At 31.1% G+C, this 13635-nt stretch carries 15 protein-coding genes; 13 read left to right on the top strand and 2 right to left on the bottom strand.

Going from position 1 to position 13635, the window contains the following annotated elements:
* Positions 1–234: 234 nt before the first annotated feature.
* From H6W52_RS02490 to H6W52_RS02450, 9 genes are all read left to right on the top strand, one after another.
* The gene (locus H6W52_RS02490; protein WP_116097057.1) at positions 235–1368 is read left to right on the top strand and encodes a leucine-rich repeat domain-containing protein; all 1134 of its coding nucleotides are present in this window, start codon (positions 235–237) and stop codon (positions 1366–1368) included.
* A 202-nt stretch (positions 1369–1570) separates the two neighbouring features.
* On the top strand, positions 1571–2173 hold the full coding sequence (locus tag H6W52_RS02485) for a hypothetical protein (protein ID WP_116097055.1): 603 nt from the start codon (positions 1571–1573) through the stop codon (positions 2171–2173).
* Positions 2174–3060: 887 nt separating this feature from the next.
* Positions 3061–3663, top strand: a complete 603-nt coding sequence (locus H6W52_RS02480) for a hypothetical protein (RefSeq protein WP_123891945.1) — start codon at positions 3061–3063, stop codon at positions 3661–3663.
* Between the two features lie 221 nt (positions 3664–3884).
* Positions 3885–4445, top strand: a complete 561-nt coding sequence (locus H6W52_RS02475; protein WP_116097049.1) for a hypothetical protein — start codon at positions 3885–3887, stop codon at positions 4443–4445.
* A gap of 96 nt (positions 4446–4541) precedes the next feature.
* A complete protein-coding gene (locus H6W52_RS02470) occupies positions 4542–5663 on the top strand; it encodes an ankyrin repeat domain-containing protein (RefSeq protein WP_157967236.1) in 1122 nt (373 codons plus the stop codon).
* 174 nt (positions 5664–5837) lie between these two features.
* Positions 5838–6620, top strand: a complete 783-nt coding sequence (locus H6W52_RS02465) for a hypothetical protein (RefSeq protein WP_116097045.1) — start codon at positions 5838–5840, stop codon at positions 6618–6620.
* A gap of 11 nt (positions 6621–6631) precedes the next feature.
* Positions 6632–7711 (top strand): serine hydrolase domain-containing protein, encoded by a 1080-nt coding sequence (locus H6W52_RS02460; RefSeq protein WP_116097043.1) that lies wholly within the window; start codon positions 6632–6634, stop codon positions 7709–7711.
* A gap of 185 nt (positions 7712–7896) precedes the next feature.
* Positions 7897–8700: an alpha/beta fold hydrolase gene (locus H6W52_RS02455; protein WP_116097041.1), complete on the top strand. Its 804-nt coding sequence runs from the start codon at positions 7897–7899 to the stop codon at positions 8698–8700.
* On the top strand, positions 8697–9959 hold the full coding sequence (locus tag H6W52_RS02450; protein WP_116097039.1) for a glycosyltransferase: 1263 nt from the start codon (positions 8697–8699) through the stop codon (positions 9957–9959). The genes H6W52_RS02455 and H6W52_RS02450 overlap by 4 nt, the downstream gene beginning before the upstream one ends.
* A gap of 330 nt (positions 9960–10289) precedes the next feature.
* Here the strand turns inward: H6W52_RS02450 and H6W52_RS02445 are convergent, their stop codons facing one another.
* Positions 10290–10523: a helix-turn-helix domain-containing protein gene (locus H6W52_RS02445; RefSeq protein WP_228457514.1), complete on the bottom strand. Its 234-nt coding sequence runs from the start codon at positions 10521–10523 to the stop codon at positions 10290–10292.
* Positions 10524–10551: 28 nt separating this feature from the next.
* Complete coding sequence (locus H6W52_RS02440) at positions 10552–10809, bottom strand: hypothetical protein (RefSeq protein ID WP_116097037.1); 258 nt, start codon at positions 10807–10809, stop codon at positions 10552–10554.
* Positions 10810–11118: 309 nt separating this feature from the next.
* Here H6W52_RS02440 and H6W52_RS02435 point away from each other — a divergent pair, with 309 nt between their 5' ends.
* The 4 genes from H6W52_RS02435 to H6W52_RS21425 all read left to right on the top strand — a co-directional run bounded on the left by H6W52_RS02435 (position 11119) and on the right by H6W52_RS21425 (position 13548).
* Positions 11119–11298: a SymE family type I addiction module toxin gene (locus H6W52_RS02435; protein ID WP_087707501.1), complete on the top strand. Its 180-nt coding sequence runs from the start codon at positions 11119–11121 to the stop codon at positions 11296–11298.
* A 360-nt stretch (positions 11299–11658) separates the two neighbouring features.
* The gene (locus H6W52_RS02430) at positions 11659–12717 is read left to right on the top strand and encodes a hypothetical protein (RefSeq protein WP_116097035.1); all 1059 of its coding nucleotides are present in this window, start codon (positions 11659–11661) and stop codon (positions 12715–12717) included.
* 235 nt (positions 12718–12952) lie between these two features.
* Positions 12953–13447, top strand: a complete 495-nt coding sequence (locus H6W52_RS02425; RefSeq protein ID WP_185216446.1) for a hypothetical protein — start codon at positions 12953–12955, stop codon at positions 13445–13447.
* Complete coding sequence (locus H6W52_RS21425) at positions 13420–13548, top strand: winged helix-turn-helix transcriptional regulator (protein WP_116097031.1); 129 nt, start codon at positions 13420–13422, stop codon at positions 13546–13548. Before H6W52_RS02425 ends, H6W52_RS21425 begins: the two co-directional genes overlap by 28 nt.
* Positions 13549–13635: the final 87 nt, after the last annotated feature.

Below are 13635 nucleotides of genomic sequence, written 5' to 3'. Positions count from 1 at the left end.
ACCGATGCTTTAAATATATAAACCGTTCAGATTTTTCTGAGCGGTTTTTTGCTTGATTATAGTTATATTAATAAAAAAATCCCGAGTGCTTATTCAGCGGCTCGGGTTATAAACTTAAGTTTATTATAGTGAGGTTGCCGAAGCCAAAAAGTTTAACTAAATTTAATCTTTTAATTTAATTACCCTTTTAAATCCTTCCCTCCAAAGGAATTACAAATTTAAACATTAAATTTAATGAATCAAATTTTAAATGTAAATACAACGAAGATTGATTTATCAAATCAAAATCTAACTAAAATTCCCGAAGAAATTTTTGAATTCAAAAATCTTAAAAAATTAATTTTAAGAAATAATAAAATAAAAGTCATTCCTCAGGAGATTGAAAAATTGAAAAAACTTGAAACATTAGATTTATCGGGAAATAATATAAATAATTTTTATTCTAAAGTTTGTACTTTAAAAAAACTTAAAATACTAAACTTAAACAATAATAAAATAAAAACAATTCCCATTCAAATAAAGCAACTTACAAATCTGTTGAGCTTACATTTTGCAAATAACTCAATTTTTGAACTACCTAAAGAAGTTTTTTATCTTGAGAAATTAAGAGAACTTGATATAAGTAATAATAATATTGAAAAATTAAACAGCAATATTATGACTCTTCAAAACTTAAGGAAATTATGGATAAATAATCTACCAATAAGCAAATTCCCTAAAGTTGGCTACTTTCCTAAATCATTGATTTGCTTATATACTTTTTCAACATCAGATAATTCAGATAATATACATCCTCATTATAAAATTTTATCAAAAATAAAAGGAAATTCATTAAAATATTTGAATTTTTCCGAATCTCTCACAAATACAAAGAATGAAGTAAATACAAATATGGAAAACAAAATCAAAAGAAATAAAATATTCATTAGCTACTCACATAATGATAAAGCTTGGCTTGAAAAATTACAACAACATTTAAAAGTATTAACAAATCATTTCCAAATTGATCTTGAAATTTGGGATGATAATAAACTTCAGACTGGAGATGTTTGGAAAGAAAAAATTATTACATCTTTAAAAGAAGCAGGGATTGCAATTTTTCTTGTTTCTACAAATTTCTTAGCTTCAGAGTTTATAAATAAAGAAGAAATTCCTCCGATATTAGAAAATGCAGAGAAAAATGGAACTTTAATCTTATCCATTATATTAAAACCCTGCATGTTTGAAGTATCAAAACTAAAAAATTACCAAGCTTTAAATACCCCATCTCATCCTTTTTCAAAAATGAATGAAAATGAAATTGAGGAATATTTTGTAAAGCTAACAAAACAAATTCATGATATTTTTAATAAAGAAAATTCTCTATAATCCCCGCTCCGCAAAGTCCCAGATGTCGCGGATTTATAATCCGTGACATTCCCTAACAAAGAACCTCGTTCGTAAAAATTTCCAATCTACACTTATGCAATATAAAAAATTTAAACGACGGATTGCAAATCCGCGATATCGAGTTACATGAGAGAATTAACTTCATTAATCGGACTAAAAAACATCTTAAATATGATTCAAAATGTATAAACAAGTAATTTTTATTTTGTTGAATTTATTTTCACTGCATACTTTTTCTCAAATTCCTGTTTTTGATGGTAATAAGGCTGTTGGATTCTTAAAAGAACAAACAAATTATAATTGTGAAAATTGTTATTACAGCGACACTGTTTATATCTTCAATAAAAAAATTGTAATTAAAGAACCGGTTCTTGTAGAAAGTAAAAACGTTCCTAATATGGGATTTAAGGATTTTTTCTTCAGCCAATATTATAAAGAAATTAAAAAAATAAACAAAAATAATTATGTCATTAAATTTAATAACGATTCAGATGGAAACAGTAATTGGCTTTATATTTCTTTAATTAAAAACAAGATATATATCGTTAAATCTTTGTCTTATTCAAATAGTGTTAAAAAAATAGAATTAGCCAAAGGAGACTTTAATTATATATCCTCAACTTTGGTTTGTAAAAATAATTATAACTTAGAAATTAATAAAGAGTTTTCTTTTTTTGATTTTTTTGGATTACCTAAAAAAGAAAAAATATGTTATCATTGCCCAAGAGATATAAGTGTGGAAGAATGCTTAAAATCAAGCAACAAAATATTTAAATGGAAATAATTTCCAGATGTCGCGGATTTATAATCCGTGACATTCACTACCAAAGAACCTCGTTCGTGAAAATTTTCAATCTATGCTTTTAGAATATGAAAATTAAAGTCACGGATTGCAAATTCGCTACATCAGGTTTATATACAAAACCGCTCTGATAATCAGAGTGGTTTTACTTCATATTAATTTTTTAATTATATTTGAGTAAACTAATAAACATAAAAACAATGCGTTTTAAAACCGATTTTAAAATTAACTTGACATAGCTTACTAAGACCAATAATGAAACTGATTGACAGAATTAGTAATATCAATCTATCTTTACCGAACGATAGAAAATTAAAAATAATTGCTGCTTCAGCATTATGCTCATTTCTATGTATCATTATAATTCAAAGAGTCATAAGACCAAGACATTGGCATCTTACAGGTTTTGAAACTTTTTTACAGGGAACATTACCCAATTTTTTTGCTTCAACAGGAATTTGTTCCATTACATTTATTTACTATAATTCATTTTTAAAGAATGGTAAAAATGCATCATTATCTAAGAAAATAGTATTTACTTCCTTATTTACTTTTACAGGACTTACCGTATGGGAAATAATTCAATATTTTATGTGCTGCCCAATTGACTATGACGATATCATTATGACCGCACTGGGTTGTTTAACAATGAGTATTATAATTTCGATAATGTATAAGTTATAAAATCATTTACAATAAAGCCTGACTGGATAAAACGGTACAGAAGATCAGTTTGTGAAAAGCAACTTTCTGTTGTCGAGAATTTGTAGTCCGAGAAATCGGGACTTAATGGATTAGAATAAGACAAGAATATGTTTTTTAAGCCATCAAATAAAAATAACACAAAGCGATATAAAAAAATATTAAATATGGAACAATATAAATTTTTCATTGTTACATTTCTAATCTTAGGATGGAATATAATGTATGCTCAGTCTCAACTTCCTTTATACAAAATGGTTATGAACAGTGATGTTATACTAATAGCCCAAACAACAGAATTTTCGTATAGCAATAATCAACAAAATGAATTTTATGTAGAAAATAATATAAAATTTGGAAATACATTCACGGTTTTAAAAAATAAATACAATCAGGATTTTAAAAAGCTAAAAGTTAAAATTGAAACCAATAATAATGATTTTTATGAAAATATTAACGGTGAAGAATGCTCCGGAATCAGTAATATTATAGAAAAAGATAAAAAGTACTATAATATATTTTTTATCAAAAGAAAAGGTAAGAAATATTTTATCATTGCTCATTTATGGAATAATATTCTAGTAGAAGACTTACCTTTTTTTGAAAATAATGTAAACAAAATAAATTTAATTTCCAGAGAGAAAAATTTAACAAATAAATACAAAAAGATAAAAGAATGGTTTGATAATTCAAATAAAAACCACCCTGTTGGATATATGATAAAAAATCCTTTAACAGAGGAATTCATCAACTTTTTTCAAAAAAGATAATTATGGATTATATCAAATAATTTACAGTACTACTGACGACATGAACCTTAATGTTAATTAAAAAAAACCTGTCCGGATTTTCCGAAATTCTGGAAAGACCGATTGAATTAACCCCTTTAAAATTAGACGATATTGAGTAATAGCTGAAACTTTATTTGCAGGATATTTCCGTAATACATACTTTTGAAAAAATACGGATATCAAAAAAAAACTAATAATCAATGGCAAATAGAGCGTACTTATACAGTGCAAACAAAGAATTAAACAAATTTCGTGATGTTTCAGAATGGGCAAATGAAATTCCCCTGTTCTATAAAATCATTTTGGGTTCCGAAACCGGAATTTCGACTTCAAAAATATGGAACTTTGAGCTACCTATCGTTATTACAGCAAATTTTCAAAAAGGGCTGAATAAATTGTACGATTTTCTGGATTACCTTCAGACACAGCCTCACCTTGATGCCGAAGCAATACAATCATACAAACAGGAAACAAAAGATTTCTTTGAAAAATATCCGGAAAGAGAACTGGATCTGTTTTTTATGGAAGGCGGAGAAGTTTATGATCTAATTGGAGATAAGTATCCTCTGGAAGAGCAAAACGACGCACTCTACAACGAAATCATCAATATCTCTAAAGACATCGACGAAATTCTGGAGAAAAAACCTGAAAATGTATTTGATTTTAAAGATATATACTGGCTTCAGGAGATAAAAAACGATATCACGACCCTTTCTGTTTACTGGACATATGTGACGTATTATTCGTTCAACAAATCATAACTTTCCTGTTTCAAGATTGTATAAATTTATTCAAATTCTCTTGATGAACCAATGGTTGACAGGAAATTCAAACTATTCTCATTAAAACATAAGATCATGTCATTCTTTAAAAAGCTTCTTGGCAAAAAACAACAGCCGGAACCACAACCTTCTGAAGAAAGCCTGCCATGGATAGAACCTGCCGATAATCCTTGGAATATAAAACTTCTGGACTTAAGATCTTTAAGCCAGACCATGATTTCAACCTCTCAAAATCAGCAGATGGCTGCTAATGCTATTTCTTACGGTACGGAGGATGGCAGAACTTTTTGGAATATAAATCCTAAGAACAGCAGAACCGTAGAATCAGGTTTAAAATTTATAATTGATGGTTCTTTGGCTCCGGGAGTATTGTTTAAACCAGAAACAATGGAGCACAAATGGGCAATTTATTTCGACGGAGAATATCTGATATTTGTTAGAAGCTGGCTCAGAGAGGTTTTTGTTATTGCTAAAACTTCGCAAAAGAATAATCAGCTAATCATCGAACAGATTATCGGGGAATTTACGGAAGGAGAAACTGAAGCTTTTACAAATGCTTTTTTAAACTTTCTTCTTATAAGCCATGTTCTGGAAGAAATTGCTCCGGCTCCTCTGCCTGAAACCTTCTTATCCAATACATACAAGGCAGGACTTTGGGCATTTTCGAGTTATGGAAACAAAGCATACGTAGGAACTTTTGACGAGAACTTTATTACCGCTCCAAAAGGTATTCTCCGCACCCACTCTTTACTGCATATTGCTGTTGCACAATCCAACATACAGGAAATTGAAATTCAGATCAATAATGGGACAAATATCAATTCTTTAGCCGGCGACGGACTTTCGCCTTTGCATTGGGCAACTGCACCGGAAAATACAGAATCTTTACAGAAGTTATTGGAACTTCGTGCAGATCCGAACGCAAGAACAATTCAGGGGGTAACTCCCATCATGAATGCCAGTCAATCCAACAAAATAAAACATTTAAAAATACTTTTACACTTCGGAGCGGATGTGAACACGAAAGACGACCGTGGTTTTACCGCTTTACACCGAGCATCTGAAATGGGACATAAGGAAATTGTAACATTACTTCTGGAAAATGGTGCAGATAAAAGTATTGTTGCAGAAGGTTATACCGCTCTCCTGTTGGCGCAAAACCGCGAACATAAAGAAATAACGGAACTTTTGAGCTGAAAAACACTCACCTCAACAGATTTTAATTTTCCGCAATTCCGCAGTCATAATTTAACTGTGAATTTTGAAAACATCTGTTCATTAAACTGGATTAAAAGATCAATTTCTCTTAAAAAATGATCTTGGCAGAATTTACCACTTACTTTAAAGATTAATCTAATTATCAAAAAAAATATGGGATCATGGAATACTTTACATCATTTCGACGACAGAAAATTCTACTCGGAAATTGTGCCCGATCTTAAAAACGACGGACAATTACTCCATAAATATTTTAATTCCAAATTTGCAAAAAGAATACTTTACAGACGCGAGGATACAATTGAAAAGGAAATTGCAGAAATAATAAAATTCAGCAGGTTTTTAGATAAAGATTTTAAACTTCATGAAACCTTGTACGAGATTATGACCCGAGAAAAAAACATCAACGAATCGTATACAGATTTTATTGAAAAACGTTTTCAGGATGAAAGAGATTTTGAGAATGCTAATGGAGAGATTATCGAAATCATCAATTCCCTTCTTACCCTCATCATTTTTTCTGAATATGCTGCATTTAATCCTCATCTGATATTGGGGAGAACCATATTTACGGGTTGTGTAATGGCAACACCCAATTCCACTGCAGAAGAAATTATGGACAACTTTACGAATAACGAATTGGGAAGTATATTTTATTCCTCCTATTCCAATTGTAATGGACTGATCAATTGGGTAACGAATGAAGATTTACAGCTTTTGTGGATGGATAAAGAGAACATCTATTCTGCGGATGCAAAGACGGATAATTATTTCTCAGACTTTTGTACATTTATAGAAATTGCTCTGGAGAATAATCTAGGTGTAATTTCCGGAACCAATATGAATGAAAGCACTTTAAAACTGATCCCATCACCATTGAATTTAAAAATAGATGTAAAAGAGCTGGGAATGGAATATGTAATCAATTATGACTAGTTTAAAAACCGATGAAAAAAATAACCTCCCTCCTTTTCATAATACTGTCAATTATCTGTTTCGGGCAGAAAACCGTTCATTTTGCTGATTCTATTCGCAAAGCGTTTCATATCCCCGAAATCAGCTACTCCGTAATCAACAGCAAATCTACACTGGAAATGGCGGCATTAGGAAAACATTCAGTTGATCTTCAGGACACGGCAACTCTAAACGACAGATTCCACATTGGTTCCAACACCAAAGCAATGACTGCATTTATCATTGCCAAATATGTGGAAAACGGAAAATTAAAATGGACGACCAAATTTTTCGATCTTTTCCCCAAATGGAAGTCGAAAAGCAAACCCGAATACGCCAATATTACCTTGCAGGATCTCCTTTCTCACAAAGCAGGAATTCAGCCGTTTCAGGGAGAAGATGATCCTAAAATTCCGGATTTTAAAGGAACTCATCAGGAAAGAAGAAAACAGTTCGGAGAGTTTGTATTGACGTTAGAACCTCTGAAAACAGACGAACAGCATCCCTTTCTCTACCCCAATGCAGGATATACTTTAGCGACTTTAATGGTAGAAAAAGTAACTGGTAAAAGCTGGGAAGAACTGGTTGATCAGGTCTTTAACAAAGATTTAAAATTAAACGTACAATTATCGTGGCCGGAAAATCAGGATAAGAAAGACACTTGGGGGCATTTTACGGAAGATGGTAAACTACAACCGGTTCCTTCCACTTTTGATTATCATCTGGATTACACAGAACCTTCGGGAGATATCAATATAAAACTGAAAGATTACATCAAATTCATTCAGCTCAATATTCAGGGGCTTGAAGGAAAAAACAATTACCTGAAAGCCAAAACGTATACTTTTATCCACAAAGGAATTCCGAATTATTCGATGGGATGGTTTAATATTTACGAGAACGGAAAGGAACTTTCTACCCATTCCGGTACAGCGGGAACGTATTACAGCCTTGTTCACATCGACAGAATAAAGAACAAAGCATATATCATTTTCACCAACTCTTTTAATCCGGATACTCAACAAGGCGTGAGACTTTTGATGAGAAAGCTGAAGGAAAATTATGGAAGTTAAGATTTTTTTGTTGAAGATGAGAGCCTTGCAACAATTGAAGCTCAGATGTCGCGGATTTTTAATCCGTTACATTTACCTACCAAGAACATATTTCGCAAAAAATTTGCAACCTATACTTTCAGAATATAAAAATTAAAATCACGGATTACAAATCCGCGACATCGGGACAATAATACTTTGAGAAAATGAACAGAATTATTTTATTACTTATTTGCTTGACAACTTACAATTTTGGACAAGCTCAAACAATTGACACACTTATAAATGTTGGAAATCACAAATTGCACTTTAACATTATTAAAGGAAAAGGAACACCAATCCTTTTTGAAGCAGGAAATGGCGATGATGGTAGTGTTTGGCAATCAATAACAAACGAAATTCATAAGCAAACAAAAGCTACAATAATAACTTATGACAGAGCTGGGTTAGGAAAAAGTGAAATTGATACGACAAAAATCAGCTTCCAAAACGAAGTAAAAGACTTAGAAATTGCTTTAAAAAAATTAGGTTATTCTAATAAAATATTCATTGTTTGCCATTCTTTTGGTGGTTATTATGCTTCATTATTTACTCATCGGAATATAAAAAAGGTAAAAGGAGTTGTTTGTATAGAAATTGCTACACCTTGCTTTTTTACAAAAAAATGGTCGGATGAATTTATCCAAACAATAAAAGAGGAAGATTGGCAAATGATTAAACAATATAAACCCGGTTTGTTTTATGCTTTAAATAGCTTTTCAAATACAGCCGAATTTATGCAAGACAAGTTTTTAAGTTCAAAAACACCTGTAACAATGATTATGGCGGAAAACATCCAACCAATGATAAAAGAAGATGAAAAGGAAAAATGGATAAATTGTTGTAAGGAATTGGGAACAATGCCAAATCATAATTTTGTAATTGCTAAAAATACTGACCATAAGGTTTGGGAGAGAAACCCAACAATTGTTATTGAAGAAATAGTAAAACTGTACAAAAAAACTAAATGAACATAGGAATATTTACCTACGGAACAAGAGGAGATTTACAACCATATGTTGCATTGGCTCTTGGACTTATGGACAAAGAGCATCAAGTAACCCTTTCTGCAACGGAAGACTTTAAAGACTTTGTTGAAGGTTTTGGTGTTGCATTTCAGCCACTTTGGGGAAATGCCGAAACAATGATGAACTCAAAAGAAGGACAAAGCATTTTGCAGACAGAGAACTCAATAAAATTAATGAAGTATTATTTCAAAGTACTTCACGACAACAGAGACCCTTTGAGAAAAAGCTATTATGAAGCAATTTCAAAAGTTGATTTTATCATTGCTAACTCAATGACACTTCCAATTGTAAGTGCTATTGCTGAAAAACAAAATAAAAAAGTTGCATTAAGTTATTTTATGCCACCCGTTGTTCCAACGGCTGAATTTCCATTAGGTGATTTTGATTTTTTTAATTTTCCTAGGTACAATAAACTCACTTATAAAATCGCACAAGGTTTCTTTTGGAAATTCATAAAACAAGACACCAACGAGTATAGAAAAGAACTTGGTTTGCCTGAACTAAAAGAGAATTTAGTTACATATCTTGACAAACAAAAAATATTGGACTTGTACTGTTTAAGTCAGTCTTTAATTCCACAACCAAAAGACTGGGAAAGCCATCATAAAATAACTGGTTTTATAAATATTCCAAAACACAAACGAGAAAATCACTTTTTGGACCAAACAACAAGCGAACTTTCTGAATGGTTATCTAATGGCGACAAACCCATTTATATTGGTTTCGGCAGTAATGGAGTTGGTAACACAGCAAAGTTTTCTAAAATCTTGACACAAGTTTTAGAGCAAACCAATGAACGAATTTTGTTTTGTACAGGCTGGTCACAGTTTGACAATTTGCCAACACACAAAAATTTATTTGTAACGAAGTATGTAAATCACGAAACAATTTTACCACAATGCAAAATAGGAGTTTTTCACGGTGGTGCAGGAACTTTGGCAACTATGTTAAGGCACAATTTACCAGTAATCATTGTTTCATTTTATACAGACCAACCAACTTGGGGGAAAATTGTTGAACGAAAAAAATTAGGTGTACATATTCCTGTAAAAACTTTATCGGCTGACAAACTAATTTCGGCTATTCAAAAAGTTCAAATAAAGGAAATAGAAAATAATGTTTCAATAGTTGGGCAACAAATCAGAGACGAAAATGGTCTTGACAATGCTATAACTGAAATTGAAAAATACTTTAACGAATGAAATTAATACGGCACATAACATCGGATTGGCAATATGACGGCTGAAGTGCTTCTATTAAACATTTGTGCAAGGTTCAATAGCAGTAATTCTATTGAACTTTTGTGCTAAAATTCCGCCACATCGCAAAGCCGAGCTGATCGTTAGCTGTAATCTTAAAACAACGAAACGCAAAAATGAAAATCATAAAATTTATACCATTTTTATTACTAAATTTTCCAGATGTCGCGGATTTGCAATCTATACTTTCAGAATATAAAAATTAAAATCACGGTTACAAATCCGCGACATCACGTTTAGATCCTAATGTCACAATTCGTGTGAAATAATACATCATTTTAAATCCACCAGTTCTGACAAAGAAACTTCCAAAGCAGCAGCCAATTCCAGTAAAGTATAAAGTGTAGGATTAACTTTTCCGTTTTCCAATTTTTCAATTGCCTGTCGGTCTTTATTACAGGCACGGGCAAAATCCGACTGGCTCCACCCTTTCTGTTCTCGAAGCATAATAATTCTTTTACCCAATTCTGTCTTTAGCTGTTCTCTGGTCATAATCCGCGACATCATGTTTTATAGTAAAGAACCTTACATTTAGTTATTTATCCAATTCAGAATAATACTCTTCAAAATCAAAAATAATATCAAATAATTCTTTTGGATGTATTCTTAATCCTGTAGCAATTTCAATGAAAGTACTGAGCTGACAATCGATTTTGTTATTGGCAACATCACTAATTCTTGCCGCTGTAACATTGCATTTTTCAGAAATCTTAGAATAAGGAACCTCTCCTTTTATTTCTTTTATTTTTTCTGAAACCAGTTTTTTGATTTCATCGGTTTTAAACTCGTTCATAATTGCACTCTTTTATGCAAATTGAAATTATTAGCATAAATTACCATTACCGAATTCGGTAATATTAAAATATTTTTACTACATTTGCCGAACAATTAATTGATTAGAATAAGTTTATCACGGTTGATGAAATATGAAATCATTAAATATCGTAATAAATTGCCTATTTAGAGATTAAAAAACACAATTTATCATATAACCTTGGTTTGTATAGGCAGGAAGTTCAGGTATTTTTATAACTTCCTCCTGTACAGCCAGAAAATGTAAAACAAATAACCAAAAACAAATTTATCAGATAACAAAAACACCATGATGAATTCAAGAAAACTAAAAATCCATTCAAGATTTCAGAAAAGCAGCAATCAACTCATCATCGTTCCGGAAATAAGGCTCAGAGGAAAATGGCTTGATGAACTGGGTTTCGGAAAAGGAAAAACTGTACACATCCAGCAAAAGAAAAAGAAGCTCACCATTACTGTTGCGAACTAGTATAATCTGAAAATGCATTTCGTTTCCCGCAGACTGCGCGAGACTTCCTGCGTTTGCAGGGAATGTAAAACAACCCTGTTTATAACTAACTGAGATGACGATAGCGCGGATTTGTAACCGTGATTTTATAATATGGAAATTACAAATCCGAGACATTGGGTGAACGAACGACTTCGATTGGACTTTTGTCCTAAAAATCTCCGCCTTCGGTAATATATAAACAGGCTTTTGGAAAGATTGCGAATTTTGTAGTAAATCTTGTATACATTACACAAGAAACTTTATCTTTAACAGAAAATAATCGTTTCCGAAGCCAGTAACTTTGGCAAGCACCGGAACGTTAGCAGTAATTAGAAAAAAATGGGAACTACACACAGGGTATATGGACTCAAAGAAAAAAACATTCCTCTTTCTCAATTATTTAAAGATATTAAATTAATCAATGATTCTTTATGTATGGGTGATAAGAAGTCTTTTTATTACAGATTTATTTTGAAAACGCCTGAGCTTATAGATAAACTTAATTCAATGTTCGAAATTAACTTTCACCACTTCAATTCAACTTTTTATCTTTCGGACTATGATAAGTTACTAAATTTGTTTGAGATAGCTCCAAGTGCACAAAGGTTTTCATTTTCAAATAAATTAGAGAAGAGTGAAAGAGTAAATTATTTGTACTACTCGTTAAAAATAGAACAGTCCAAACTAAGTGCGACAGTTGTACCTTCAATAACGGAGGACTTCTTGCAAATGAAGAAAGAACTAATTGAGATTTTTGAAACGATCAAAACACAACGACTAATTAATCTGAGAAATGACGAGTTGGTAACTCTTGTAGATAATTTAATAGATACGAACCTTATTCCAAACGCAACATTTTCATATAAAAGTAATGGAGTAACATTTTCAGCAAGTGCTGATTTTGTTCCTAAAGGTAGTAACCAAATAAGACCTTCTGGAATTAATTTAAAATTTGATGAAGATTATATAAGATTAAATGGAGGTGTTGCTAATGCTTCAAAGCAACTTTATGAGGGACTAAATAATGTTTTTGATAAAAGTAAATATAAAATAAAGGGAAGCGTCAGCTTTGTATATGATACGGAAATGTATAACATTTTGAGTAAGATGGATTTTTTAGATTTTAATATTTATGCCTATATTGATTTAAACAGGAATTTAAATTTTACAGCTGATTATTTAGAATTAACATCAATTAACGGAGGACATATTTCTTTAGATAATTTTGACTGGAAAAATAGCGAGCCTAATTATTTAGACAATAGAATTTATCTAGAATTGAATAATTCTAATGAATATGAGCTTCAAATAGCAGTTTCAAAGCAAATAAATGAAGAATATTATTTCAATATAGAATTATTAATTGATAAAGAATTAGAGTATTTAGGAATGGAATAAAACTGTCATTAAAAAGTATTAGGCTGAGTGGCTTTGATTGGGCATTTGTGAAAGTTTCAACTTTCGTTATTCTATTGAACCTTGGTGCTAAAAATCCCCGCCTTTGGCAATACCCAAACCGTTAGCTGTAATAATATAAAATTATGTCCCTAGAAAGTTTAATCCGATAGCACGGATTTGCAATCCCTGATTTTACAATATGGAAATTAAAGTCAAATATTACAAATCCTCGACATTGGGAGAAAATATTTTAAATGAAAGAATGAAAAAAATATATTTAATATTTTTATTGCTTTTTTTATCTAATTTTAAATGTCAAGACATTAATAGAGTTAAAATTAGAGATTCTTTAGCAACAGCTGTATATGATAATAAAATGAAATTGAGTAATGAGTTAATTACAAATTTTAAAAATTTAGACTATTCAAAACTCAATAAGAAAATCATTAAAGATATAGGGTTTAAAAATTTAAAAAGTAAAAATATAATTTTCTATTATAGTGGCTATTGTGATCATTATATCGATGATGACATATTTTCCATTCATTTTTGTGCTTACAAGACCATATGCCCCGCATATAACCAAACTCATTTTTGGACAGAGAAAACAATAAAATACATCGTGAGCAAATACAATATTAATTTGATTCCTTATTTGGATTACGTGGATAGTTTTATAACTGACGACAAACCTTACCTGAAATCCCACCAAGAGTTGAATATAATATAACTGACTATGGAAAAACCTTGTTGCCTATTATTGACAGTATGTATCAATGGGGACAACAACATATGAAAACAGACAACAAAGGATATTGCGATGAAAAATAAAACTACCTACAATAGCTAAGTTTTCGTTGCGTGCGCAGCACGAACAATGAAAACCCTGTTGAACGGAACCTTCGGCAGCTTTTGGTT

The sequence above is a fragment of the Chryseobacterium sp. C2(2020) genome (genome assembly GCF_014218915.1).
In the GTDB taxonomy this organism is placed as follows: Bacteria; Bacteroidota; Bacteroidia; order Flavobacteriales; family Weeksellaceae; genus Chryseobacterium; species Chryseobacterium mucoviscidosis.
The sequence above is the reverse complement of the archived record's forward strand: the minus strand, read 5'-3'. Positions and strand labels throughout refer to the sequence as shown.